Below are 25568 nucleotides of genomic sequence, written 5' to 3'. Positions count from 1 at the left end.
CTTTGGAGATTCGAAAACGATTTCGTTTTGCGATGCGCTTAGGCGACGCGCTCGACAACGAGCGGCGGCGGCACGGGGCGCTTCGGCGCGAGACGGTAGGCGTCCTTGAAGTAGTTGAGCGCCTGCTCGAGTTTCGCTTCGTCGTTGTAATGGATCATCATGAGCGGCTCGCCTTGCTTGACCTGCGTGCCGACTTTCTTGATTTCCGAAACACCGACGGCGTAGTCGATCTTGTTGCCGTGCGCTGGATCCTTGCCCGCGCCGAGCAGCGAGACGCCCTTGGCGATCATGGCGGCATTGATCGTATGCACGTAGCCGCGCTTCGGAGCCGGCAGTTTGCGAATGTGTTTTGCCGTCGGGAATTTTTCCGGGTGGTCGATGAACGAGATGTCGCCGCCCTGGGCTTTGATCATCTCCTTGAATTTCTCGAGCGCGGAACCGTCGGTGAGGTGACGTTGCACCGTCTGCTTGGCCGACAGCGTGGAACCGGCGACGCCAGCGAGGCGGACGATTTCCATACCGAGCTTCAAGACGAGTTCCTTCATGTCTTCCGGACCTTCGCCCTTCAGCAATTGGATCGCTTCCTTGATTTCAAGCGCAGTGCCGACGGTGTCACCGAGCGGCTGGTTCATGTCGGTGACAAGCGCAACGCAACGGCGCTTCATCGAACGACCCACGCGGGTCATCGAACGGGCGAGTTGTTTGGCTTGTTCGAGATCCTTGATGAAAGAGCCGTTGCCCCACTTCACATCGATCACGAGACCTTCGGCGCCTTCCGCGAGTTTCTTGGAAAGCACGCTGCCCGTGATGAGCGGCAGCGACGGAATCGTGCCGGTCTCAAGACGGAGGTCGTAGAAAATCTTGTCAGCTGGAGCGAGCTCGTCGGTCTGCGCCGCGATGGCACCGCCAACGCGGGCGAGTTGATCGGAGAATTGCTCGATCGTCATCTGGCTCTTGAAGCCGGGGACGGCGGAAAGTTTTTCGAGCGTCGTGATGACGAACTCTTGTTCCACACCACACATCATCGGGACAACCACACCGCTCGCCATCGCGAGAGGCGCGAGCACGAGCGCGGTTTTGTCGCCGACGCCGCCCGTGGAATATTTATCGATCTTCGGTTTCGCGATGTGCGAGAGATCGATCACTTCGCCGGAGAGCATCATCTCTTCGGTCAAAATCGCCGTTTCCTGCGCGGACATGTTAGCGAAATAAATCGCCATCAAGAGCGCGGCTTGTTGGTGCTTCGGCATGTCTCCATCCAACGTGGAGTCGATGATGTAGCGGATTTCCTCTTGCGTGAATTCCTGGCCGTCGCGTTTCTTCTCAATCAATGAAGTAAACGACGGTTTGATAAACCGACGCGTTGGAATGGGACGTTTTCTCATAGTTGACACAAGGTGTGGCGGAATGGCGCCATGCGGCGCAAAGCTCGAAGAGGCAAGAGGTTTGGCTGATTTTGTCGAGGCTTAAAAAGGGGTATGACCGCCTATTTTCAGGCTCAAAATCCGCGCATTTTTCGCATTAAAAAACCAGCGCTTTAGCTCGCAAAAATCGTTCTTGCTCAAAGCCAAGCGCAATTCCTCAATCGCCAAATGTCCCTGCCTTTCAACGTCGCTAGCCACCTTGACCACGCCCTTCGCGAAACCGCGACCAAGCTCGGTTTGGCGGATCGCGGCTTCCAGCCGGATGTGCGCGTGGCCGACCCCGCCAATGGCGATTTTCAAGCGAATGGCGCCCTCGCCTTTGCCAAACGCGAGAAGCAAAATCCGCGCGCCGTCGCGCAACAAATCGTGGACGAGCTGGCGGGCTTGCAGGCGGATTTCACGTTCGAGCTCGCCGGCCCGGGCTTCATTAATTTCCGCATCAAACCCGCCGCGTTGCTCGCGTGGTTGCAGGCCTACGGTTCCGAACAACAGCTTCAATCGGGCGCCGCCGGCGCGAAATCCGGTCAGACTTGGGTGGTCGATTATTCGTCGCCTAACACTGCGAAACAAATGCACGTCGGCCATCTGCGTTCCGCCGTGATCGGCGAAGCGATCTGCCGCCTGCTCACTTTCAGCGGGGCCAAAGTGATTCGCGATAATCACCTCGGCGATTGGGGCACGCAGTTCGGTAAACTCATCTACGGCTACAAACGCTGGGCCGATCAAAACGCGCTCGCCACCGACGCCATCGAAGAACTCGAACGCATCTACAAACTCGGCCACGGCGCCACACCGGATGGCTCGCCTGAGTTGGACGAGGCGCGCCGCGAACTCGTTAAATTACAAAACGGCGACGCCGAAAATGTCGCGCTCTGGCAAAAATTTTCCGACGTCTCGCTCGCGGCCTTTCAACAGATCTACGACCGGCTCGGCATCAAATTCGACCACAACCTCGGCGAAAGTTTTTACAACAATCAGGTCGATCGCATCTACCGCGAACTCGCCGACACGAAAATCTCCGAAGTCAGCGAAGGCGCGCAAGTCGTCTTCCACCCCGAACACCCGCGCTATAAAACGCAGCCGTTCATCATGCGCAAAGCGGATGGCGCTTCGAACTACGCGTCCACGGATCTCGCGACCGCGCTGTATCGCGTCGAACATTTCAATGCCGACGGCATCGTCGTCGTCACCGATTTCCGTCAGGCCGATCACTTCGAGCAACTTTTTCTCACCGTGCAAAAATGGTTCGCGGCGAAACAGTATCGTTTGCCCGAATTGCATCACGTGACCTTCGGCGCTGTCACTGGCGAAGACGGTAAAGCACTCAAGACTCGCGACGGCGGCGTGATTAAATTGAAAGCCCTGCTCGACGAAGCCGAGGAGCGCGCCTTCGCGCTCGTCTCGGAAAAAAATCCCGACTCACCGGAAAGCGAACGCCGCGAAATCGCGCGCGTCGTCGGCGTGAGCTCCGTGCAATACGCCGATCTCTCGCAAAATCGCAGCAGCAATTACGTGTTTTCGTGGGAAAAAATGTTGAGCCTCGAAGGCAACACCGCGCCCTACCTGCTCTACGCCGTCACGCGCGTGCGTTCCATTTTCCGCAAAGCCGGCCTCGATCCCGCGCACCCGCCGGTCGGCGATGCGTCGGCTCCCGAAACCGCGCAGGAAATAAATCTCGCGCGCAAGCTCGTGAAATTCCCCGACGCCGTGCAGCTCGCGACGAACACGCTGCGGCCGCACTTCCTCGGACTTTATCTCTACGAACTCGCGGGCGACTACAGCACGTTTTACGCAGCGGACAAAGTCATCGTCGACGATCCGGCGGTGCGCGCGCGGCGTTTGCTGTTGTGCCACCGCACCCTCGTCACGCTCGAAACCGGCCTGCATTTGCTCGGCTTGCGGACGTTAGAGCGGATGTGAGTTTGGATCGGTAGGGCCCGACCTCCGGGCGGGCCACAGAGATATCCGAAACGAGAAACTACGGCCTGCCCGGAGGTCAGGCCCTACCGTTGTTCACAGTTGACTTCGCTCTTGCCGTAACTGCGTCAGCACGCAGCCTTTCCGCATGGCTACCCAAGAGATTTACGTGCGCGGCGCGAACGACACGGAAGCCCGCGGCCCGTTTACGATCGAGCAACTCATCACGTTGGTCGAAGCCGGCCAAGTGACAGCGGAAACCTATTTTTACGACTCGACAACCGAGCAATGGATTTTGATCGGCAGCAGCGCGGCGATGAAGGCCCAGCTTTGGCCCGAGAAGAAAAAAATGGGCTTCAAGCAGAAGGATTTCAAGTCGGTCACCCAGATTCCAGAAGACAGCGCGCCGCCGATCAGCGTGCAGGATTTTCTCGCGGCGGCCGAAGGCAAAACTGACGACACCAAGGACAAATCCAACAAGGCCGATTCAATGATGAACGCCGCGGTGTGGGGCACGCGTTCCGCTGCGATTATTTGTTTGTTGAGCGCGGTGGCGTTGATTCTCCCCGGCATCGATGCGCTGACTTCGATGGACTTCGCGAAGATCATGGAAAAGCCTTTCGTGTTGCTCGGCGTGGTCGATGCGTTGTTAGGAATCTTACTCCTGCTCGGCGTGATCACGCTGTATCCCTTTGTGCGTTTTCGCGCGGTGCTCGGGTTGGGGTTTCTTGGATTTCTCTTTCTCGCGCAAGGTCAGTTGACTCCGATCATCGCCGTCGCCGCGGGTTCAGTGGGACTTTATTTCTGCACTATTTTCCTGAGCTATGTGCCGCTAACGGTCGCGGCGCTCGCCGGTGTGGTGGGCATGGTGATGTTGGCCACGACTTCGTATTCCTGATCGTAGGAACACTGTCGCCTATCCATGCCGCTGTCCGCGCTCATTCAACGTTTCCAGCGACTCTGGAATCATGATATCTGGACTGCGGGCCTGACCAAGGAGCGCACGATCCGTAATCGCGGCCTCGCGCTGATGCGCATCGTCTCGATCACGCTGTCCGGACTCAATGAACTCAAAGTCGCGTCGCGTGCCGCCGCATTGAGTTACAGTTCGCTGCTCGGCCTCGGCCCGCTCGTGGCGATCGCCGTGCTCATCTCAGGCTTCGCGCTAGGCGACAAAGATCCGGCCCTCGCGGCGAATAGCCTGAATAAAATCATCAGCTTTATCGCGCCGCAGGTTGACCAATACCAACGCGCCCTGAGCGACGACCAAAAACTTGCCGCGGCGAAAAATCGCACGACTCCGTCGATCTCCGTCGCCGCGCCCACTCCGTCCACGGCAGAGGTCATGCCTCCCCCCGACCCGGAACTGGTTAAGCTGATCAATAATTTCATCACGAGCAGTCGCTCCGGTGCCGCGGGCGTCGTCGGCATTCTCGCGCTGCTCGTGATCGTGGTGCTGCTGTTCACGAACATCGAAAACACCTTTAACGACATCTGGGGCGTGCGCCGCGGGCGCAGCTGGATGGCGCGCGTGGTGTATTATTGGACGGTCATCACGTTGGGAGCGCTGCTCTTCTTCGCTTCGCTCACGCTTTTTTCAGCCGGTGCGTTCGTAAACGTGTTTAGTTCGAGCAAGCCGGCTGAGACCAGCCAAAGCGTCGAAAACAAATCCGCTGACGGAATTTCATCGAATAAGGAAATCACCGCGAGTTCCGCGCAGCGTCCGCTGAACAAAACTTTTTCGAAGTTCCTCGCCTTCATTTTGCCTTCGAGTGGCGCGGCGGCCCTCGTTTTAATTCTCACGCTCTTCTACCGGCTGATTCCCAATACCCGTGTGAAATGGCGCGCGGCATTCGTCGGTGCTGTGCTCGTGACGCTCCTGCTGTTTCTCAACAACTTCCTCGCGTTCCTCTATTTCAAGAACGTCGTTTCCACCAAGAGCCTTTACGGCTCCGTCGGCATCCTGCCGATCCTGATGCTCGGGTTGTATGTGTTCTGGTTTTTCGTGCTCGTCGGCGGACAAATTACCTACGCCGTGCAAAACGTGCATTACCGCAGCAGCCAAAGCGCGTGGCACAACCTCAACCACCACACCCGCGAATCCATGTCGCTGCTCGTGCTGTTGTTGATCGCACGACGCTTCAAAGCCTGCGCGCCCGCCTATTCCGTCACGCAGCTTTCGCATCACATCCGCGTGCCCTCGCAGATACTCAACGAAAGCCTCAACCGCCTCTGCGACCTCGAACTCATCGCCGAACTCCCGCCCGGCGAAGGCGCCGACCCGAGCGACCACCGCTATCAACCCGCCCGCCCGCTCGGTCGGATCACTTTGGCTGATTTCCGCGAAATGTTCGAAAACTACGGCGAATCCCCGGCCGGCGGCCTCCTCGACAATGTCGACCCGATCCTCGCGCACTACCACGGACGCCTCACCGCCGCTTTGCCCATCGCCCTTGGGACGCAAACCTTGGACGAACTCATCGACGGCTTGGAACCCAGCCAAACTTACGCGCCGTTCCCGGTGCGCTGAACGTTAGGTGGTTCGGTCAAGAGCCCGCCATTTACGGCCGCAGACGGTCCTCCAAACCACCACTCTGCCCTCTAGCTTTCGCCTGTTGACAGAGTCTAAGGCGTTTCTAGCGTCGGCCCCTTTCCCCTATGATTTCCTGGATTCAACGCACGTTTCAGCAGCACACCAAACTGGTATTTTTCTTCCTCCTGTTTGCCGTCACCATCCCGTTCGTGTTCACGATCGGCGCTCCTGGAGTCGGCAGCGCGGGCACCAAGCTCAACAAGCGCGACTTTTTCCACGTCAACCTCGGTAACGAAGAAGAGGTGCGCAAAGTCATGCTCGACGGCCAGCTGAGCGCGCAGCTCCGCATGAACTACCAAGCCATGCAAAACCCGCAGGCTTACTCGCTGCAACGCGTCGCCGGCATCGCTTTGGCGGATAAGTTCCACCTCCCGCAACCCACCGCCGACCAAGTCTCCTCATTTGTCGCCACCCTGCCGGCGTTCCGCACGGAGCAAGGCGGTTTCGACCAAGCCCGCTACACCCAATTCGCCGACTCCCTTAAGGCGGGCAGCCAAATCTCCGCCGCTGACGTCAATCGCGTGCTGCGCGACGACGTCCGCCTCGAACAACTCGGCAAAGTCGTCGGTGGCCCCGGCTACGTTTTGCCTTACGACGTGAAGCAACAACTCATCCGCTCCGACTCCTCGTGGACGGTGCAAGTCGCGACACTCGATTATGCCTCTTTCAATCCCACGATCGCGACCCCGGACGATGTCCTGAAGAAATTTCACGAGGACAATTCGTTCCGTTACGAAATCCCCGCCCGCCCGCGCATGAGCTACGTGGAATTCAAGAACGCCGACTTCCTCCCGCCGGTCGCCCCGACCGAGGCCGAGCTCCGCGCCTTCTATAATCAGAACCAAGCCCGTTTCCCCGTTCCTGCCGAAGCCGATAAGAAAGACGCGCCCTCGATCACGCCCGCCGCGGCCCCTGTCGATAATTTCCCCAAAGTGCGCGCCCAAGTCGAAACCGCCCTCAAAGAAGCCGCTGGCGCCACTCACGCCTCCAAGGCCGCGAACGACCTGACTGTCGCGCTCTATGAGCAAAAGCTCACCGCCAACTCGCCGCAATTGACCGCGTTCCTCGCCGGCCAGCGCCGCCCCGCCCTCGCCATCGCTCCCTTTGCTCCCGACAATCCTCCTGCTGACAAGCCATGGCTTGGCTATTACGGCGAGAACTTCTCCCGTCTAAACCAAGAGCGCTTCTTCACGGATCCGCTGCAAACCGAGACCGGTTTCGTTGTCCTCTTCTGGAACGAAAGCTTGCCCGCCCACAAGCCGCTCTTTGCTGAAGTGCGCGAACGCGTCCTCGCGGACTACAAGGAAGGCGAGAAGCGCAAACTCTTCGCCGCGAAAGGCACCGCCCTTCGCGCCCAGCTCCAAGCCGCCGCCACCGCCGGTGCCGACGCTTTCAACAAAGCCGCCACCGCCGAGAAACTCGAAGTTAAGTCTTACGCCAACTTCAACCTCCGCGAACAACCGAAGGACATGCCTTATCCGGCCCTCTCCACGCTCCAGACGCTCGAGAAAGGCCAGGTCTCCGAAATGGCCTCTGCCGCCGACAAAGGCTACTTGGTTTACGCCCAGGACAAAAAACTCCCGGATGTTTCACCGGCCAGCCCGCGCTACATCGAATTGCAGAAGCAACTCATGACTTTCACGGCCGGCACCAACGAAAACTCCTATCTCGGCCGCTTGGTTGAGGAAGAGCTGAAGCGCACCGAGACGGCGGCGAACACCGCCCCGCAAAGTTAAGCCCTTCGCCGCGGCACCGTTTATCCAGTCAGATTGCCGCCCGCCCAGATTACACTGCCACCGCCGCAAGCGGTGGCATTTTCTTTCCTGAAACCAGCAACCCGCGCACGCGTCACAAAAAGCTTAAACTTTCCGCCAACTTCCCGTGTTCTGTCTGCATCCCTGATCTCTTTTCAATGACTACGACCCTTTGCCGTCTCTCTTCCGTCCTTCTGGCCACTGCGCTCCTGACCAGCCACGCCCTCGCCCAGAACGAAGCACCCAAAGAAGTGGTGCCCACAACCGTGCCCGGCTCCACCGCCACCCCGGAAGCTTCCACCCCGGAACTCACGCTCGAACAATGCATCCAGCGCGCCCTCGCCCGTAATTTCGATCTCGAGATCGGCCGCTTCAATCCCCTCATTGCCAAAGACGCCATCGACGTCGCGCGCGGCGGCTACGAGCCCGTGCTGACCTCCAGCGGGGTCCACGGCAAAACGACCAGCCGCGTCGCCGGCACGTCCTCAACGGTTTCCGATCTTCGCATCGGCGTTTCCCAGGATCTCTACACCGGCACCACGGTGAGCGCCAGCAGCAGCCTGGATCGCAGCAAACTCAACCCGCTGCTTCTTCAGAACCCGAACCCCGCTTACGACGCCGACGTCACCCTCTCCGTTCGCCAATCGCTGCTCCGCGGCTTCGGCACCGCCGTGAATCGCGCGAATTTAAACCGCGCCAAGATCGGCCTCGACCGCGCCAATCTTGATTACAAGGCCACCGCGCTGGACATAATTCAGGCCACAGAATTCGCCTACTTCGACCTCACGTTCGCACGCGAACAACTCAAGGTCCGCCAGTTCTCGCTTGAGCTCGCCAACACTCTTTTCGACGAAGCCAAATCCCGCGAAAGTGTCGGCACCGCCATTCAACTCGACGTCCTCCAATCCGAAGTCGGCGTCGCCAACGCCCGCCGTAATCTCATTCTCGCCGAGCAATCCGTCAAAGACCGCCAGGACGCGCTCCTCGCCCTCATCGGCCAGTTCGAACTCGACGCGCCCGTCGGCACGGTGCGTTTCGCCGAAACGCCCACGACGCTGCCGGTGTTCGCTTCGTCGCTGAATCTCGCGAAACAAAACCAGCCCGACTACCTTTCCTCCATCGCCGCCATTGAGCAGCTCAAACTCGATCTCCGGATCGCCAAGGACAACGTAAAGCCCGACCTCACCGTCGGCGGCGCCGTGGGTCTCGGCAGCTCTGATACGAACACCGGGCGCGGCGCCATCGGCAACGCCCTCGATCGCGACCGTCATTCCTGGCAGGTCGACTTCGCCTTCAGCTATCCGCTCGGCAACGTCTCCAACCGTGCGCGCTACCGCCAAAGCCTCTCCACGCTCAGCCGCGAAGAAATCCGCCTTCGCCTCATCGAGCAAAACATCGAAGTCCAGGTGCGCGCCGCCGTCCGCTCCGTCGAAACCAATCTCGAAAGCGTGCGCATCGCCGCCCTCGCGTCCCAATTAAGCCAGCGCCAATACGAAGCCGAAAAATCCCGTTTCGAAGCCGGCCGCTCCACCAGCCGCATCGTGCTCGAAGCGCAGGATGATCTCGAAATCAACCGCGTCTCCGAACTCCAAGCCCAAGCCGCGTTACACTCTGCCATCGCCGCGCTCCACCGGATCGAAGGCAGCTCGCTCCAACGCTACAGCATCACGCTCCCGTAACGTCTGCCGCTCGTTTCACTTTAAATCACTCGCCCCTCACGCCTGCGCGGAGGGGCGATTTCTTTTGTTTCCTCGTCCGCAAACCGCCAATTTCCCCGACCTATGTCTCGCGAATTCAACTTTGGCCTGATTACCGGTGCAGCGGTGTGCGTTTGGATTTTACTCCAATACGCCTTCGGTCTCCACACGAGTCATCTGGCCATTGGCCGTTACGCCGGGCTGCTCTCAAATCTGATTCCCGTCATCGCCCTTTTTTTGGTGCTGCGGGCACGCCAACGCGACACGTGGGACGGCCGCCTTACGTTTGCGCGCGGGATTTTCTCCGGCCTGCAAGTGATGTTTGTGAGCTCGCTCATCGTTTACTGCTTCCTGTCGATTTATCATCATTACATTAATCCCAGTTGGATCGACCACGCCCTCGAATGGAAAGTCGCCCAACTCCGCGCCGGCGGCAGCGACGAGGTCGCCATTCGCCAGCACATCCTCGCCTACCGCGAAGCTTACACGCCCATCGGTTTGGTAAAATCGACGGTGATCAGCATGACACTCACCGGCGGCGTGCTGGCGGTGTTAATCACGTTGCTCATGCATATCCTTCCCAAGCCGGCCGCTAAGGGCACTCCCTAGCTTCACAGACAGGCCACTGGCCATATCCGTGGCGGACGATACGAGGGGATTAGCTCGTTCGTGAACACTCCGGTAGGGTTCGCTCATGCCAAGTAAGCGGATTTTGGCATTTCGCATCTAGACCAAGGGCACAGCTCCTGCTCTTCTGTTTATGACACTAACCCTAAGATTCACTCCCACCACCATGAACACACCGTCATTGAGTCACACCGCCAAAATGCTAGGCGTGCTTGTTTTCGGATTACTTATTTCAATTCTACCCAGTGCCCACGGCCAAGGCATCGTCTCAGCCGGCGTCACCGGCGTGGTGCGCGACAGCGGAGGTCGCCCGGTATCAGGCGCTTCGATTGAAGCGGTCCACGTTCCGACCAACACCACTTACACTGCGACCACCGGCAGCACCGGTCGCTACACGCTGCGCAATCTCGTCGTCGGCGGCCCCTACACGTTCACGGCCAACGCCACCGGTTTCCAATCGGCGGAACAAACCGAAGTCATCACGCAACTCGGCTCCGATATCGATGTGAACTTCGGGCTTAAACCCAGTGAAGTCATCACGCTCGATAAATTTGTGATCACGAGCGAATCCGACCAACTCGACGCCGCGGCCGCAGGCGCGGGTTCCATCATCACCAACGCGCGCATTCAATCGGTGCCGACCGCAAAACGATCCATTGGCGACATGGCGCGCACCAATCCGCTCGTCACTTTTCGCCAGGCGATCACGGACCGCGATGACCAGATGATCACCGCCGTCGGCCAAAACAATCGCTACAATTCCATCCTCCTCGACGGCGCGCGCATCAACGACCAGTTCGGCCTCAACGCCTCGGGCATTCAGTCGTTCTTCAATCCCATCTCGCTCGACACCGTCGAACAGTTTTCCGTTTCAATTTCACCTTACGACGTGCGCCAAAGCGGCTTCACCGGCGCGGCGATTAACGCTGTGACCAAGTCCGGCACGAATCAGCTGCACGGTTCCGTCTACGGCTTCTACACGAGCGCCAACTACGCCGGCGAAAACATTACCGGCACGAGCGCCGTGCCCATCGAAGGCATCAAGCCGCTCGACACCCAAAAGACTTGGGGCGCCACGTTGGGCGGGCCGATCCTGAAAAACCGCCTCTTCTTTTTCCTCAATTACGAAAAACTCGAACGCGAAACCGCCGCCAGCGTCCCCGGCTTCACGCCCGACTCGACCCAACTGAGCACCATCACCGCGCGACTCGCCGCGATCAACGCCGCCATCGGGAGCAAGTCGGTTGATTTCGGGTCGTTCGGTGGTCCCGCATTGTTGACCGAAGAGGAAAAGAAGCTCTTCAAGATCGACTGGAATATCAGCCGCGATCACCGCCTGTCGGTGCGCTACAACGAAACCGAAGGCGTCCTGCCCCAGTTCGGCCGATACAGCACCGCTTCCAGCTTTGCCCCCACCACCTCACTCGTGAACACGGCTTCCGTCGGCACGAACCTCTCGTCCAACTTCTACACGCAAAGCCGCACCGAAAAAGTCTGGGCCGGCAGCGTCTTCAGCAATTGGACCAGCAATTTCAAAACCGAGCTTCGTTACGCGAAGACCTCCTATCAACAGCTCACCAGTTCGCCGTCGATTTTCCCCGAAGTTCGCATCTTCGGTGTGTCCGGCGTCAACGTCAGCGGCGCGGCCATCAGCAACGGCGTGCTCTTCGCTGGCACCGAGCAGTTTCGTCACGGCAACGTGATCGAACTCGATACCGAAAGCTACGCGGCCAATGCCGACTACATCTGGGGAAATTTCACGTTATCCGGCGGCTTGGAAAAAGAAGACAGTAACTTCTACAATCTCTTCCGCGGCGGCTCTTACGGGTTGATCGAATACGCCAGCCTCACCGATTTCCTCAACGACACGCCGAACGCGTTTCGTCGCGAATACATCGTGGCCGGCACGCCCGTGGCCGACGTTTCTCAATTCGGCATCACCGGCGTTTACGGCCAGGCGAAATGGGACATCAGCCCGCGTCTCAACCTCACTCTCGGCGGCCGCGTCGATTTCATCGGCTCCGACATCCGTCCGCTGTTCAACCAAGGCGTGTTGACCACCTTTGGCGTGCGCAACGACGGTTTGCCTGACGGCGTGAGCGAATTCGCCCCGCGTGTCGGTTTCAATTGGTCGCTCGACGAAACCCGTGTGACGCAAGTGCGCGGCGGCGTCGGTCGCTTCCTCGGCCGCGCGCCGTGGGTGTTCTTCTCGAATTCATTCTCGAATCCCGGCGTCGGTCGCTTCGGCATCACCAACACGCTCAGCACCACCACCCCGCCTCCGACGTTGGTGAGCTACATCAACACGCAGTTTGATCCGGCTAACCCCATCGGCGTCGCCCCGAACGACGGCGACCCGAATGCCCGCCGCACGATCAACTTGCTCTCAGATAAAATCCACCTTCCAGCCGTCTGGCGCGCCAACCTGGCCGTCGATCGCAAACTCGGAATCCTCGACAGCACGTTGTCCGCGGAATTTGTGTTCACCAAAAACGACTACGCGCTTTTCTCGGATAACATGAACATCAAGCCGCTCGTCGTCACTCCGACCAGCGGACCGGCGGTCGGGTTGGATGGACGCCAACGTTTCAACGGTTCCTCCACCGGCGCGGGCGCTTTTAGCACCGCCTTCAACGAAGTGATTCGCGTGCGTAACGTCGACGCCGGCCAAAGCGCTTACTTGAGCTTGGCTTGGGATCGGCAAATGAAAAACCACTGGGCCGCCAATCTCTCCTACACTCACGGTCGATCCACCGAAGCGCAATCGAGCGGCCAAACCGTTGCTGTCGACGGCTGGACGCGCAACGCCGTCTTCAATCAGAACGCCGTGGAAAATTCCCGCTCCGACTTCGAGGTCGAACACCGGTTGCAATTCACCGCCAGCTACGAATTCGAGCCTTGGAAAAAATGGAAGACCCTCACCTCGCTCTACTACGAAGGCCGCACCGGAAATCCCTACTCGTTTGCTTACAACAGCGATCTCAACACTGACGGCGTTTCCGGCAACGACCTCGTTTACGTGCCGACCGGTCTGAGCGACGCGAAAGTAGATTTCTCCGGCCTCACCGCGCCTCAAGCAGATGCCTACATGCGCTACATCAACAGCAGCGAGCTCGGCGCTTACAAAGGCTCGTATGCCCCGCGTAATTCATTCCGCCTGCCGTGGCAAAACCGCCTGGATATTCGCCTGAGCCAGACGATCCCGATCTTCAAACCCGTGCATTTCGAAGTCTTCGCCGACTTCATCAACTTCGGCTATTGGCTGAGCCGCGACGTGTTTGGTTACACCGAGGAACTCGGCAACAACAACGGCGTGTATGCCCGCCGCTTGTTGGGCAATGCGGCTTACGCCAGCGACGGGCGCGTTCGCCCGACTGGCATCACGCTGGACAGCGCCGGCAACTATGCCCCCGCGGGCGCGACGATCAATCCCCTCGCCTCACGTTGGCGCATCCAAGTAGGCGCTCGCTTGAAATTCTAGCCTGCGAAAATCTCGCTCCACGCCGCATTGGTTTCCAATGCGGCGTTTTTATTTATGGCCCAAACAAATCGTCCGTCTGTGCGTCCGCAGCGTTTACGCGACGGTGTTCAGGCAATTGCGTCTTGAACCACGTGCGCTGCTTTTTCACGAGGCCGCGGGTGTTTTTAGTGATGGTCGCCGCGAGATCCGATTCGGGCAGCCGCCCTTCGATAAAATCGATCGTCTCGCGGTAGCCGATGGCCCTCGCGGCGCTCGGATTTTCCATCAGCCCGTGGCCGAGGAGCGCGCGCACTTCGTTTACCAGTCCATCGCGCAGCATCACATCCACCCGCTGAGCCACGCGTTGCTCCAACTCCGCTGGCTCACGCACCAGTTCGCACAATCTCACTTCATAATCCGCAAACGGCGACGGCTGCGCCGCGAACTCGGCCTGAAGTTGCAGCAGCGGTCGGCCTGAGGCGCGACACCGCTCGAACGCCCGCAACACGCGGCGCGGATTCAACACATCCAGATCGCCGAGCCCCTGTGGATTCAGCGCGTGCAATTCCGCGAGTAACGGCTCAACGCCTTCGCGCTCCAATTTCCCACGCAGTTCCTCGCGCAAATCCTCCGGCACCTCGACCGAATCCGCCACCGGCGCAAAAAACGATTTCAGATAAAATCCGCTGCCACCCGTGACCAGCACGCGCTTCGTTCGCCCCAAAATATCCGCCACCGCCGCCCGCGCCAATGACACGTAATACGTGACATTCATCTGCTCGGTCACTGCACACACATCGATCAAATGATGCCGCACGCGCGCGAGTTCCGCTTGGGTTGGCTTCGCCGTGCCGATGTCCATGCCACGATAAAACAGCAACGAATCGCACGACACGATTTCTGCGTCGTTCGCCTCCGCCCAACGCAACGCCCGCTCGGTTTTGCCGACGGCGGTGCAACCGGTGAGGACGTGAATCGTGGGACGCATCGCCGATCACTCGAACCGGCGCGCACGATTGTTGCAAAACTCGTTTTGCCAACCCGCACGATTCTCGTTTGAATGCCGGTCACTTCATCGCCTTTGAAAGTCCGGTTTATTTTCAACCCCCATTCAGGCAGCAACCGTCGCAATCCGTATCTTCGCGATCGGGCCGTTGCTTTCATCGCCGAACACCAGCTTGACGGCGAGGTTGTCGCGACCGAACGCCCACGTCACGCCACCGAACTCGCGCGCGCAGCCATCGCCGACGGCTGCACGCACGTCGTCGCCATCGGTGGTGACGGCACCATGAACGAAGTCGCCTGCGCCCTGATTGGCACCCAGGCGATTTTCGGACTCATTCCCTGCGGCTCGGGCAACGGCCTCGGTCGCCATCTCGGTATTCAAAAACCAAACCGGCACGCCTTCGACACGCTGCTCAACGGCCGCGCGCTTGCGATCGATAGCGGCATGGTGAATAGCGATCCGTTTTTTTGCGCCGCTGGCATCGGCTTCGAAGCATTGATCGCCGGGCAATTCAGCCTGATGACCAGTCGCGGCTTCCAAGGTTACATCCGCGCGAGCGCGAAAGCGTGGCGCAGTTATCAGCCGGAAACCTACACCATTCGCCACGCTGACGGCGTCGCCAAAGTCACCGCCTTCACGCTCGCGATCGCCAACTCCGCCCAATACGGCAACAACGCCTACATCGCGCCTGGCGCTTCGGTGAGCGACGGCCTGCTCGATGTCACCGCCGTGCCGCCAGTTGGCCTGTTGAGTGCCCCGCCGCTGCTCTGGCATCTATTCAGAGGTTCGCTCGGTCGCGTAAAATCCGTGCTTCGATTGCGTGGAAAAACATTCATGATCGAACGCGAAAAACCAGGCTGGGTTCATACCGACGGCGAACCGCGCGCCGAAACGCAACGCCTCGAAATTTCGATCAAGCCGCAAAGCCTGCGCATGATGGTGCCGCAAAACGCCGCGCCCTCGCACACGCCGCCAAATTAAGCAGTCGTGTAAAGAAACTCGCGGCCGTCCGCAGTTTTCACGCGGTTGCGTCCGCCGGTTTTCGCGGCGTAAAGAGCCTTATCGGCCGCAGCGACGAGCTCGGTCGCGCTTTGGGCATCTTCAATACTCGTCGCCACACCGGCGCTCATGGTGACTTTTACCGTGAGATTTTTATCGGGCACGATGCACGGCGTTTCGAGCAGCAAACCGCCGAGCCGCTGCATCATTTGCACGGCGCTCATTTTGTCGGTCTCGACCATCATCAACGCAAATTCCTCGCCGCCGTAACGCGCGATGCGATCCACCGTGCGCACCTGACCACCGAGCAGGCTCGACACGTGGCGCAAAACATCGTCACCGACTTGGTGGCCGTAGGTGTCGTTGATTTTTTTGAAGTGATCGATGTCGCACATCACGAGCGTGAACGGGCGATTGAAACGGATGCTGCGATCCCACTCTTCCTCGAGAAACCGCTTGAATTCCCGGCGATTGTAGAGGCCGGTGAGTTCGTCGCGCTGGGCAAGCCGGCGCAGTTGCGCAAGCGTGTCGCCGAGCTTCAACGCGTAGCGCAACGAGCGCTCCAGCAAACGCGGCGTGAGCGCACCTTTGACCAAATAATCAGCCGCACCCGCTTCAGTCGCGGCGATATCAACTTCCTCATTTTCGTCCGCCGTCAGGAAAACGACCGGCGTATTGCAACCCGCCGCGCGAGCTTCCGCGAGCAATGCGAGTCCGTCGCGATCTCCCAAACGATAATCGAGCAGACACGCGGCGAAACGATCGCTCAGCAAACTCTTCAAACCGACATCGTAAGTCAGTGCTTCTTCGATTTCGAACGGGTTGCTGCGAAAATTCTTCACCATCTGCGCGACCAGGCGCTGCTGCAGACGATCATCGTCGATGAAGAGAATTTTGCGAACGTTGGAAGGATTCGTTTCCATCTTCAGACGACAGTTCCAGCCACTAACTTTGCGGCGACCCCATGAAGCTTTGCCGGCATCGCGCCGCGATTGCCGAGATGATCACGAATCACATTCACGAGCGCGCTGCCGACGACGACGCCATCGGCGTGACGCGCGACCTCACGCACTTGTTGTGCAGTCGAAATCCCAAACCCCACCACCACGGGCAGATTTGTGTGTTCACGGATACGCGCGACCGCTTCGGGAATATTGGTGGCGAGTTGGTCGCGCACACCGGTTACGCCTTCGCGAGAAACATAGTAGATGAAACCCGTCGCGACCGCGCCGATCTTTGGCAAACGAGTCGTGGGCGTGGTGGGCGCGACGATGAACACCGTTTTCACATCGTGCTGTTTACACGCCGTCAACATCTCGCCCGCTTCTTCCGGCGGCAGATCAAGTGTGAGCATGCCATCGACACCTGCTGCTTTCGCGGCCCGCACGTAGGCTTCGACGCCGTTTGAAAATACGAGATTGTAGTAAGTGTAGAAAACAATCGGCACCTGGCTCGTCTTGCGAATCTCGCGCACGAGTTCGAAGACTTTTGCGGACGTCATGCCGCCCTCGAGCGCACGTTGGGCGGCGAGCTGATTCGTCAAGCCGTCGGCCAGCGGATCGGAAAACGGCACGCCGAGTTCCAGCACATCGATGCCGGCGGCAATCAGTGCGCGGCATGCCGCCAGCGACGAGGCGAAATCCGGGTCACCCGCGCACAGGTAAGCGACAAACGCGGCGCGTTTCTCCCGGCGGGCTCTAACAAAGGCTTCGGCGATGCGGTCCATTCGTCCCACACGATTTGGAAGCCAACGCCATGGGTCGAGCGCAAACTCTTATGACGCAACGCGTCAACCCAGCGAAAATTCCACCAATACAGGGCGGTGATCCGACAAGTAAGCGCGCACGATCTCGCAATGCAGCACTTTGCATTCCTGCGGCAGCAACGCGTAGTCCAGCGCCCGTGCCGGCAAGGCCGACGGAAATGTCCGGCCTTTTTTCGGCAAGAGCGTGTAGTTATCGGTTTCTTCGCACGAACCGAGCATCATCGCGGTCGCGTCGGGATTGCTGGCTGGATTGTTGAAATCGCCGCAGAAAATCGGTTTTGCCACCCAATGTCCTGCCCGGTGCGCATTGGCATTTCTAACAAACTTCATGAGGTGCGCCGCCTGCAACAGCCGCTGTTTGCGCGAACTATGGTGTAAATGAAGGTTCACCAACGGGAGACGTTTGCCAGGGGCAACCTCGGTCTCGACAAACAAAAACCCCTTCTCGCCCATCGGCCGGTTACCAAACGCCACCGCTTCTGCGTGCACAATCGGCCAGCGCGAGATCGTGGCATTGCCATAATTCAACGGATAGCGACCGCCACGCTGATTGGTCAGCCCCATCGCCGTGTGCGGCAGCCCGCAATGTTCGCTCAAATAGGCGACGTGGTTAAAACTCCCGTTCCACCGCGAGTTCTCGTCCACCTCCTGCAGCGCGACGATGTCCACTTTGTGCTTCACGATCAGGTGTGCGATCTTGAGCAAGTTCTTGCGGATGCGATCCACCGAACGCAGGCCTTGATGGATGGGCGTCACCCCCCGCGCGTGGGCCACGTTAAAAGTAAGCAATCGGTAGTTAGCCATGGTGGGTGCCCGCTAATGACACCGCAAAAGCCGTTCTGTTGCCACTACTAACAAAACTCCTTCGGCGAAGGGGAAAATGGGGCGGCCAACGGGATTCGAACCCGCGACCCCAAGAATCACAATCTTGTGCTCTAACCAACTGAGCTATGGCCGCCGTGAAAGGCCGAGAAAGTCCATGACGCACCCGCGTCTGTCAAATCCTTCTTTTTCGCTCTCAACGCGCTGATTTTTCGCCACCAACTACCGAAAATTCCTCCACAAAAGTCCGGAGATTACCAGCAACGATGCGAAATACGCTTCGCGAAAATAGTTTTCGGGCGCCGCCCATGGGCAGGCTGTTGCCATGTCGTAACTTTTGTAAAAATCGCCTCGCCACCCTGCTGTCCTCAGCTATCGCATCTGAGGCATGATTTCCTTCAAGAAGTTGCTGGGTAAGGATGAAAAATTCTACGACTTACTAGAGGCGAGCGCCGAAGAGGCCCGCATGAGCACCAGCCTGCTGGTTAAAATTCTCAATAACGACAGCGCTGCGCAAACGTCCAGCATCCACGACATCATCCAAGCGCGCCGTAAGGACAAACGCATCACGCAGGAAATCACCGAGGAACTTTGCAAAACCTTCGTTACGCCACTTGAACGCGAAGACATCGAAGCACTTTCGCTCGCGCTTTACCGCATTCCCAAGACGGTCGAAAAACTCGTCGAGCGCCTTACGATTTGCCCGGCCCGCGTGCCGCGTGACAGTCTCCAGCAGCAAGTTTCCCTCCTCGTTCAAGCCGTCGACTGCGTCGTCGCGATGGTGAAACAACTCCGCCACGGCACGCAGGTCGACTCAATCAAGGATTACCAAGCCAAGTTGCAGTTCGCGGAAGGCGAAGCGGACAAAGTCATGCTGCAACTCGTCAAAGAACTCTACAACGGCCCGCATGATGCCAAGGAAGTCGTCATCCTCATGGAACTCTACGACATGGTGGAGGCCGCGGTGGATCGTGCGCGCGACGCCGGCCAAGTCGTCTTCATGATCATGTTGAAATACTCCTGAGTTTATTGCCGGGCGACTGGCCCGGACAAATGCTGGCCGGTCAGCCGACCGGAACGGTGAAAGCGATTTCCGCCCCATGACTATTTTCCTGATCGTCCTCCTCGCCGCACTCGTTTTCGAGTATATCAATGGCTTTCACGACGCGGCCAATGCGATCGCGACGGTCGTCTCGACGAAAGTCCTCACGCCGCGCCAGGCCATTTTTCTCGCCGCCGTTTTCAACTTAGTCGGGGCGCTCATGGGCACCGCCGTGGCCAGCACGATCGGCAAAGGCCTCGTCGACACCAACGTCGTGACGATGATCACGATTTTTTCGGCGCTCATGGGCGCAATTATCTGGAATCTCATCACGTGGTGGCTCGGTCTGCCGTCGAGTTCCAGCCATGCGCTCATCGGTGGTTTGTGCGGCGCGGCCCTCGCTTCCGCCAACGGCAATTGGAGCGTGCTGCACTGGAGCGACACCAGCGCAACAGGCGTGCGCAGCGGCTTGTGGCCCAAAGTGGTGCTGCCGATGTTCAGTTCCCCGGTGATCGGCTTCGTGGCGGGCGGGGTGCTGATGTTTCTTCTGACCATCTGTATCAAGCGTTGGCGGCCGCGCATCGTGAATATGGTGTTCGGCAAACTGCAGCTCGTGTCCGCCGGCTTCATGGCGTTTAGCCACGGCTCGAACGACGCGCAAAAAACCATGGGCATCATCGCGCTCGCGCTCTTTACGGGCACGCAATCCGGCGCCTTCAACGACCTGCCCCAGTGGGCCGGTTTCCTTTACACGCCGGAATTCAAGGTCGAGCAATGGGTCGTCATCACCTGCGCGCTCGTCATGGCGATTGGCACTGCGGGCGGCGGCTGGCGCATCATCCGCACGATGGGCCACAAAATGGTGAAGCTGCAACCGGTGCACGGTTTCGCCGCAGAAACCACCGCCGCGATTATCATTCACGGCGCGACGACGCTCGGAATTCCGCTTTCCACGACGCACGCGATTTCCACTTCCATCATGGGCGTCGGCGCGGTGAAACGTTTCAGTGCTGTCAAATGGGGCGTCGTCGAACGCATCATCTGGGCGTGGGTGCTCACACTGCCTGTCTGCGGGTTGCTCGGTTATTATATCGAGAAACTCTGCGTCGCGCTCGGCTACAAGTAACCGAGCGCCGCTGGCGGCAAATCCGGTTTACACGTCGCCGTCTTTCGGCGGCACGTATTGCGAGATGCCGCTGTGACGGATGTCCTGTCCTTTCGAAAGAAATACCATCTCCTCCGCGATATTCGTCGCGTGGTCGGCGATACGTTCGAGTGATTTCGAGATGAACATGAGTTCGAGAGCACGCGCGATCGTGTCGGGCTTTTCGATCATGTAGCTCGTGAGACGGCGATAGACGAGTCGGTTGAGGTTATCGACCTCAGAGTCGCGGCGAATCACGCTCAACGCCTTCTGCTCGTCCTCTTGCACAAAGCAGTCGAGTGCGTCGCGCAGCATTTCGAGCGCGATGTTCGTCATGCGCGGAAAGTCGCCGTAAAGTTCCAGCTTGGGCTCGATCGCCAGCTTGCGGGCGCGGCGGGCGATGGAGGTCGCCTCGTCGCCAACGCGCTCCAAGTCGTGGCTCGCTTTCATGCCGACGATGATAAGGCGCAATTCAGACGCCACGGGACCGCGCAGGGTCATGTAGCGGATCGCTTCGTCGTCGATCTGGATTTCGAAGCGGTCGATCTCGTCATCGGCTTCGATGACTTTGTCCGCGAGTTTCAGGTCGGATTCGAGCAGCGCGCGCATGGCGAGGCGCGTTTGATCGATGGAGCGCTCGCCCATCTGAAGAAGGTGCGAGCGGAAGGTTTCCAGTTCGGCGTCGAAGAAGCGTTTCATGGGAAATAAGACTGAGTTTTTATCTGGAAACCAGGAAAGCAGGAACGAACCCAAAGTGCGGTGTTCATTTTCCTGATTTCCTGAGTTCCAGATTAAATGGTTTTAAGAGGTTAGCCGAAGCGACCGGAGACGTAGGCTTCCGTCTGCGGGTTGGAAGGATTCATGAAGATCGTGCGCGTTTCGGCGTATTCGATCAGGCGGCCGAGATAAAAGAACGCGGTGCGGTCGGAGCAACGGGCGGCCTGTTGCATGTTGTGTGTCACGATCACGATGGTGAACTGTTTTTTCAATTCGTGGATGAGTTCCTCAACCTTGGCGGTCGCGATCGGATCGAGCGCTGAGCACGGTTCGTCCATCAGGATGATCTCAGGTTCGACGGCGATGGCGCGGGCGATGCAAAGGCGTTGTTGCTGGCCGCCGGACATACCGAGCGCGCTTTCGTGCAGACGATCTTTAACTTCGTCCCAGAGCGCGGCGCCACGGAGGCTGCGTTCCACGATTTCATCGAGCTCGGCTTTGTTTTTACGCCCTTGGATGCGCAGGCCGTAGGTGATGTTTTCGTAGATGGATTTCGGAAACGGATTGGACTTCTGAAATACCATACCAACGCGTTTGCGGAGTTCGATCACATCGACGCGCGGGTCGTAGATATTCACGCCGTCGATGCGGATCTGACCGGCGGTGACCTTGGCGATGTCGATGAGGTCGTTCATGCGATTCAGGCAGCGCAGCAACGTGCTCTTGCCGCAACCGGACGGCCCGATGAACGCGGTGACTTCGCGCTCGCGGATATTGAGCGTGATATCGTGCAGCGCTTTGCTCGCGCCGTAGTTGAAATCGAGGTCTTCGATTTCGATGACGTTGCGGGTCGCGATCGCAGACGATGACGACGCGGCAGGAACCGTGACCTGACGGGGAACGGTGGTGGGAACGACAGGGTCGGACATGGGAAGAGGTGGTGCGATTACCATTTGTATTTCTTGCGCAGCTTCTGACGGAGAATGACCGCGGTCATCGCGATGGCGGCGACGGTGAAGAGAAACACGAACGCCGTGCCGTATTGGACGTCGCGCGTGTATTCATTTTGCGGGATTTTGGAGGCGACGACGTAGATGTGATACGGCAGCGCCATTACGCCTTGGAAAAAGAAGTCGGTCCACTTGTCCACCTGCCAGGGCAGTTCGTCGCGCATGACGAACGCCGCGGTGAACATGATCGGGGCGGTCTCACCGGCGACGCGGGCAATGGAGAGCACCGATGAGGTCAGAATGCCCGGCAACGCGTAAGGCAGCACGTTCGTCGTGATGGCTTGGAATTTCGTGGCGCCCAGTGCGAGCGAGCCTTCGCGGTAGCCTTTCGGCACGGATTTAAGCGCTTCCTCCGAAGCGGTGATGATAATGGGCAGCACCATCACGGCGAGCGTCAGCCAGCCCGCGAGCAGCGAGACGCCGAACTTCATCGAAATTACGAACAAGCCGAAACCGAACAACCCGAACACAATCGATGGCACGCCCGCGAGGTTGACGATAGAGAGTCGCAAGAAGCGGATAAACGGACCGTCGGTCGCATATTCACTCAGGTAGATTGCGCTTAGCACCCCGAGGATGAGCGCGATGGTGATCGAACCCGTCACGAGCAACACGGTGCCGACGATGTTCGGAAAAATACCGCCCGCGGAATACACGAAGGTTTCCACCTTCACATCTTTCATTTCGGCTTCGTGCGCGGTGCGGAACTTGCGGAAATCTTTATCACCCATCCGCTGCTTTTCACCTTGGTAGTCGAACACATTGAGTGTTTCCGGCGACTCGGTGAGGAAGGCCACGTTGATAAACGGCGCTTCCGTTTTAAAAATCACGCCCCCGCCCTTCACGCCGATGTCGATGAAGATGGTCGCGGCGCACGCGAGGACGAAGTAGGTGCTCAGACGCAGAAGCCAAAACACTTTCGACTCGACGCGTTTGGCGAAACTCGGTTTCGCCGTGAGCAAGCTGTTGATAGGAGTGGCGCTCATCCGATGGAGATGCGGTAGCGGCGCACGATTTTCTGCGCGAGCCAGTTGACGGTGAGGGAAATCATGAAAAGCACGACGCCGACCATGAACAGCGCGCGGTAGTGAATGCTATTGCGCACCACCTCGCCCATTTCCTGGGCGATAATGCCGGTCATCGTGTGCACCGGTTGGAAAATCACGCCGAGGCCGGAGCTGAATTCGGGAATCTGAATGCGATTACCGGCGCACAGCAAAACGACCATCGTTTCGCCAATGACTCGGCCGAAACCCAGCAAGATCGCCGCCATGATGCCGGACAGCGCCGCTGGAACGGTGATGTGAATGATCGTCTGTAAACGCGTGGCGCCGAGCGCGAGCGACGCTTCTTTGAACGCGCGCGGGACGTTATTAATTGCATCTTCCGCGAGGGAAAAAATCGTCGGAATCGCCAGTAGCGCGAGCAAGCACGCAGCCGTCGTGGCATTGAGACGCTCGGCCATCGGAAATCCCGGGATCCAATTGAGCGAAGGAATTTGCGACACGCGACGCAGGGTTTCGCCGAGCATCGCGATGCCGAAGAAACCGAGCACGACACTCGGAATTGCCGAGATAAATTCGATATAGGGCTTGATGAATTGCTGCTCGGCAGGACGCGCGACCTGGCTCGTGTAAACTGCGGCGGCTACCCCAAGTGGAATTGCGATGATGAGCGCGATGAACGCGATCATGAGGGATCCCGTGAGCAGCGGAATAATGCCATACCAGTCCTGCCAGAAACTCGCAGTGACCCACTGCCGGCCGAAGGCGAAGGCGTTAAACGATTCCAGCCACGTCACAGGTTTCGACTGATCCCACGCGGCAAGTTTTTCCTCGGTCGTTTTAACTTCGCCGAGATAACGCTCCACGAAGCCTTTGAATTTATCCATGCGGCCGTCGAGTGCGGCGTCGTTGAACTTCGGCGGATTCACGACGAGTTCGCGCAACGCGGCGACTTGCTTTTCGTTGGCCGCGAGCACCTCGGCGCGCATGGCGCGCAGCGGTAGGACTTCCGCTTTGAAATTAAGCGTTTCGATCTCGATCGCGTCGGCTTGCTTCTTCAGTTCGGTCGCGCGCTCGGCAGAGACGCGCACCATTTCGTTGAGGAAATTCTGTTTCGCCTCGGTCAGATCCTCGGCGACTTTTTGCCGTTCCTTGATCGACGAGGCGAGTTCGGTCATGTTGCCGAGAATCGTTTCGTGGTCGCTCGTCGTGTCGGCGAATTTATTAGCGAACTCATCGAAGGCCGCGAGGCGCGCCGTCGCGTCGGCGGGCGTGAGGTTTTCCTTTTTCAGCAACGTATCGAGGCGTTGCATGCGGAGGCTCGCCAAGTAACGCGACATCGCCGTGTGCGACTTCACCTGCTCGCGCAGGATGTCGACGAACTCGAGGCCCGCGAGGCGATAGACCGCGAGGTTCGAATGGTTTTGCGGAATGAACCCGACCGCGTCCTTGAAAATGGTGAACGTGATCAGGATGAGCGCGATGATCGAGATGACCGCGTTGCCTTGAAACACGTATTTGACGAACTGGTCGCCCGTGAGCCCGAAGAACCAGCCGCGTCGTTTGCGCAGCAGCGCCACGCTGGTGCTGGGTCGGGTCGTGGGTGTTTGAGTGACGGGAGCGGACATACGGTGGGTGCGTGCTAGCCTCGCGGGTGCGACGGGACGGTCAACCGGCGCAGGTTACGGTTAGGTTACAAAAGGGGCCGCCCGCAGTCCGGGCAGGTCTGCGGGCGGCTGAATCTCTCTCTACTACACAAACGGGTGGTTACTTTTTGACGGAAACAAAACCGACTTTGCGAGCGATGGCCTGGCCTTCGTCGCTGAGGGTGAATTCCACAAATTTCGCAGCTTCGCCGGTCGGCTCGCCGTTCGTATAATAGAACGTCGGGCGGGCGAATGGGTATTTCATGCTCTTGACGCTTTCCTCGGTCGGCGCGGCGCCGTCGATGGTCGCTGCCTTCACGCCTTCGCTGTGGAGGTAAGCGAGACCGACGTAACCGATACCGGACGGATTCTTCGCGACTTCCGCGGCGATTTGCTCGTTGCCCGCCATTTTCTGGGAGGACGGAGCGTAATCGCGCTTCTTCATGGCGAGATCCTTGAAGTCCTTGTAGGTGCCGGACGAGGTGTTGCGCGTGTAGATGGAAATCTTGCCGGGCGCGCCGCCGATCTGCGACCAGTCAGTGACGTCGCCGGTGAAGATTTGCTCGACCTGGCGTTTCGTCAGGTTGGCAACCGGATTGTTGGAGTTCACGATCACGCCGATGCCGTCGTAAGCGACGATAGTCGGCTTGAGCGTGACGCCTTTCGAGAGGGCCTGCGCGGATTCCACCGAGGTGGCGCGACGGGACGACATGCCGATTTGCGCGGTGTTGTCGATAATCGCGGTGATGCCGGTGGTGGAACCTTCAGCGGCGATTTCAAACGTCGTGCCGGCATGCTTGGTTTTGTATTCTTCCGCGAGCAACGGCACGAGTTTCGCACCGAGGGTGTCAGAACCCTTGATGACGAGTTTCTGGGCCTGCGCCGTGAGCGCGGCGGCCAACGCTACAGAGACAACGAGTAATTTGTTTTTCATTAGGATA

20 protein-coding genes and 1 tRNA gene are annotated in these 25568 nt (G+C 58.8%); 10 read left to right on the top strand and 11 right to left on the bottom strand.

The window, feature by feature from the left end:
* Positions 1-38: 38 nt before the first annotated feature.
* Positions 39-1385: a thymidine phosphorylase gene (locus ACRRQW_RS14010; protein WP_438482142.1), complete on the bottom strand. Its 1347-nt coding sequence runs from the start codon at positions 1383-1385 to the stop codon at positions 39-41.
* Between the two features lie 207 nt (positions 1386-1592).
* Here ACRRQW_RS14010 and argS point away from each other — a divergent pair, with 207 nt between their 5' ends.
* From argS to ACRRQW_RS13975, 7 genes are all read left to right on the top strand, one after another.
* Positions 1593-3344: an arginine--tRNA ligase gene (gene argS, locus ACRRQW_RS14005; protein ID WP_438482140.1), complete on the top strand. Its 1752-nt coding sequence runs from the start codon at positions 1593-1595 to the stop codon at positions 3342-3344.
* 145 nt (positions 3345-3489) lie between these two features.
* The gene (locus tag ACRRQW_RS14000; RefSeq protein ID WP_438482139.1) at positions 3490-4239 is read left to right on the top strand and encodes a GYF domain-containing protein; all 750 of its coding nucleotides are present in this window, start codon (positions 3490-3492) and stop codon (positions 4237-4239) included.
* A gap of 24 nt (positions 4240-4263) precedes the next feature.
* Entirely contained in the window at positions 4264-5871 is a 1608-nt protein-coding gene (locus ACRRQW_RS13995; protein ID WP_438482138.1) for a YihY/virulence factor BrkB family protein, read from the top strand.
* Positions 5872-5999: 128 nt separating this feature from the next.
* Positions 6000-7670, top strand: a complete 1671-nt coding sequence (locus ACRRQW_RS13990; protein ID WP_438482137.1) for a hypothetical protein — start codon at positions 6000-6002, stop codon at positions 7668-7670.
* A gap of 176 nt (positions 7671-7846) precedes the next feature.
* A complete protein-coding gene (locus tag ACRRQW_RS13985; protein WP_438482136.1) occupies positions 7847-9367 on the top strand; it encodes a TolC family protein in 1521 nt (506 codons plus the stop codon).
* 102 nt (positions 9368-9469) lie between these two features.
* Positions 9470-9994 (top strand): DUF4199 domain-containing protein, encoded by a 525-nt coding sequence (locus ACRRQW_RS13980; RefSeq protein WP_438482135.1) that lies wholly within the window; start codon positions 9470-9472, stop codon positions 9992-9994.
* Positions 9995-10178: 184 nt separating this feature from the next.
* Complete coding sequence (locus ACRRQW_RS13975) at positions 10179-13493, top strand: TonB-dependent receptor (protein ID WP_438482134.1); 3315 nt, start codon at positions 10179-10181, stop codon at positions 13491-13493.
* Positions 13494-13545: 52 nt separating this feature from the next.
* On the opposite strand, the gene miaA is transcribed toward ACRRQW_RS13975, so the two are convergent.
* A complete protein-coding gene (miaA, locus tag ACRRQW_RS13970) occupies positions 13546-14460 on the bottom strand; it encodes a tRNA (adenosine(37)-N6)-dimethylallyltransferase MiaA (RefSeq protein WP_438482133.1) in 915 nt (304 codons plus the stop codon).
* 72 nt (positions 14461-14532) lie between these two features.
* On the opposite strand from miaA, the gene ACRRQW_RS13965 reads away from it, so the two are divergent.
* Positions 14533-15459, top strand: a complete 927-nt coding sequence (locus tag ACRRQW_RS13965; protein WP_438482132.1) for a diacylglycerol/lipid kinase family protein — start codon at positions 14533-14535, stop codon at positions 15457-15459.
* Here ACRRQW_RS13965 and ACRRQW_RS13960 read toward each other — a convergent pair.
* From ACRRQW_RS13960 to ACRRQW_RS13945, 4 genes are all read right to left on the bottom strand, one after another.
* Positions 15456-16400: a diguanylate cyclase gene (locus ACRRQW_RS13960; RefSeq protein ID WP_438482131.1), complete on the bottom strand. Its 945-nt coding sequence runs from the start codon at positions 16398-16400 to the stop codon at positions 15456-15458. The genes ACRRQW_RS13965 and ACRRQW_RS13960 overlap by 4 nt on opposite strands.
* Before the next feature lie 2 nt (positions 16401-16402).
* Positions 16403-17203, bottom strand: a complete 801-nt coding sequence (gene trpA, locus ACRRQW_RS13955) for a tryptophan synthase subunit alpha (protein ID WP_438482130.1) — start codon at positions 17201-17203, stop codon at positions 16403-16405.
* A gap of 63 nt (positions 17204-17266) precedes the next feature.
* Complete coding sequence (locus ACRRQW_RS13950; protein WP_438482128.1) at positions 17267-18046, bottom strand: endonuclease/exonuclease/phosphatase family protein; 780 nt, start codon at positions 18044-18046, stop codon at positions 17267-17269.
* Between the two features lie 77 nt (positions 18047-18123).
* Positions 18124-18200 (bottom strand) — tRNA-His (locus ACRRQW_RS13945).
* A 252-nt stretch (positions 18201-18452) separates the two neighbouring features.
* Between ACRRQW_RS13945 and ACRRQW_RS13940 the strand changes: the two genes are divergently transcribed.
* On the top strand, positions 18453-19088 hold the full coding sequence (locus tag ACRRQW_RS13940) for a DUF47 domain-containing protein (RefSeq protein WP_438482127.1): 636 nt from the start codon (positions 18453-18455) through the stop codon (positions 19086-19088).
* 76 nt (positions 19089-19164) lie between these two features.
* A complete protein-coding gene (locus ACRRQW_RS13935) occupies positions 19165-20232 on the top strand; it encodes an inorganic phosphate transporter (protein WP_438482125.1) in 1068 nt (355 codons plus the stop codon).
* A gap of 27 nt (positions 20233-20259) precedes the next feature.
* Here ACRRQW_RS13935 and phoU read toward each other — a convergent pair whose 3' ends face one another.
* The 5 genes from phoU to ACRRQW_RS13910 all read right to left on the bottom strand — a co-directional run bounded on the left by phoU (position 20260) and on the right by ACRRQW_RS13910 (position 25561).
* Positions 20260-20949 (bottom strand): phosphate signaling complex protein PhoU, encoded by a 690-nt coding sequence (phoU, locus tag ACRRQW_RS13930; protein WP_438482124.1) that lies wholly within the window; start codon positions 20947-20949, stop codon positions 20260-20262.
* Positions 20950-21059: 110 nt separating this feature from the next.
* Positions 21060-21896, bottom strand: a complete 837-nt coding sequence (gene pstB / locus ACRRQW_RS13925) for a phosphate ABC transporter ATP-binding protein PstB (protein ID WP_438482122.1) — start codon at positions 21894-21896, stop codon at positions 21060-21062.
* A gap of 17 nt (positions 21897-21913) precedes the next feature.
* Positions 21914-22963: a phosphate ABC transporter permease PstA gene (gene pstA, locus ACRRQW_RS13920; RefSeq protein ID WP_438482120.1), complete on the bottom strand. Its 1050-nt coding sequence runs from the start codon at positions 22961-22963 to the stop codon at positions 21914-21916.
* On the bottom strand, positions 22960-24609 hold the full coding sequence (gene pstC, locus ACRRQW_RS13915; RefSeq protein WP_438482118.1) for a phosphate ABC transporter permease subunit PstC: 1650 nt from the start codon (positions 24607-24609) through the stop codon (positions 22960-22962). The genes pstA and pstC overlap by 4 nt, the downstream gene beginning before the upstream one ends.
* A 139-nt stretch (positions 24610-24748) precedes the next feature.
* The gene (locus tag ACRRQW_RS13910) at positions 24749-25561 is read right to left on the bottom strand and encodes a phosphate ABC transporter substrate-binding protein (RefSeq protein WP_438482116.1); all 813 of its coding nucleotides are present in this window, start codon (positions 25559-25561) and stop codon (positions 24749-24751) included.
* Positions 25562-25568 lie beyond the last annotated feature (7 nt).

The organism is Oleiharenicola lentus (genome assembly GCF_051660365.1).
Taxonomy (GTDB): Bacteria; Verrucomicrobiota; Verrucomicrobiia; order Opitutales; family Opitutaceae; genus Lacunisphaera; species Lacunisphaera lenta_A.
The sequence above is the reverse complement of the archived record's forward strand: the minus strand, read 5'-3'. Positions and strand labels throughout refer to the sequence as shown.

Coding starts and splice junctions, on each gene's coding strand:
- ACRRQW_RS14010 (WP_438482142.1), bottom strand. CDS start 1,385: ATGAGAAAACGTCCCATTCCAACGCGTCGGTTTATCAAACCGTCGTTT.
- argS (WP_438482140.1), top strand. CDS start 1,593: ATGTCCCTGCCTTTCAACGTCGCTAGCCACCTTGACCACGCCCTTCGC.
- ACRRQW_RS14000 (WP_438482139.1), top strand. CDS start 3,490: ATGGCTACCCAAGAGATTTACGTGCGCGGCGCGAACGACACGGAAGCC.
- ACRRQW_RS13995 (WP_438482138.1), top strand. CDS start 4,264: ATGCCGCTGTCCGCGCTCATTCAACGTTTCCAGCGACTCTGGAATCAT.
- ACRRQW_RS13990 (WP_438482137.1), top strand. CDS start 6,000: ATGATTTCCTGGATTCAACGCACGTTTCAGCAGCACACCAAACTGGTA.
- ACRRQW_RS13985 (WP_438482136.1), top strand. CDS start 7,847: ATGACTACGACCCTTTGCCGTCTCTCTTCCGTCCTTCTGGCCACTGCG.
- ACRRQW_RS13980 (WP_438482135.1), top strand. CDS start 9,470: ATGTCTCGCGAATTCAACTTTGGCCTGATTACCGGTGCAGCGGTGTGC.
- ACRRQW_RS13975 (WP_438482134.1), top strand. CDS start 10,179: ATGAACACACCGTCATTGAGTCACACCGCCAAAATGCTAGGCGTGCTT.
- miaA (WP_438482133.1), bottom strand. CDS start 14,460: ATGCGTCCCACGATTCACGTCCTCACCGGTTGCACCGCCGTCGGCAAA.
- ACRRQW_RS13965 (WP_438482132.1), top strand. CDS start 14,533: ATGCCGGTCACTTCATCGCCTTTGAAAGTCCGGTTTATTTTCAACCCC.
- ACRRQW_RS13960 (WP_438482131.1), bottom strand. CDS start 16,400: ATGGAAACGAATCCTTCCAACGTTCGCAAAATTCTCTTCATCGACGAT.
- trpA (WP_438482130.1), bottom strand. CDS start 17,203: ATGGACCGCATCGCCGAAGCCTTTGTTAGAGCCCGCCGGGAGAAACGC.
- ACRRQW_RS13950 (WP_438482128.1), bottom strand. CDS start 18,046: ATGGCTAACTACCGATTGCTTACTTTTAACGTGGCCCACGCGCGGGGG.
- ACRRQW_RS13940 (WP_438482127.1), top strand. CDS start 18,453: ATGATTTCCTTCAAGAAGTTGCTGGGTAAGGATGAAAAATTCTACGAC.
- ACRRQW_RS13935 (WP_438482125.1), top strand. CDS start 19,165: ATGACTATTTTCCTGATCGTCCTCCTCGCCGCACTCGTTTTCGAGTAT.
- phoU (WP_438482124.1), bottom strand. CDS start 20,949: ATGAAACGCTTCTTCGACGCCGAACTGGAAACCTTCCGCTCGCACCTT.
- pstB (WP_438482122.1), bottom strand. CDS start 21,896: ATGTCCGACCCTGTCGTTCCCACCACCGTTCCCCGTCAGGTCACGGTT.
- pstA (WP_438482120.1), bottom strand. CDS start 22,963: ATGAGCGCCACTCCTATCAACAGCTTGCTCACGGCGAAACCGAGTTTC.
- pstC (WP_438482118.1), bottom strand. CDS start 24,609: ATGTCCGCTCCCGTCACTCAAACACCCACGACCCGACCCAGCACCAGC.
- ACRRQW_RS13910 (WP_438482116.1), bottom strand. CDS start 25,561: ATGAAAAACAAATTACTCGTTGTCTCTGTAGCGTTGGCCGCCGCGCTC.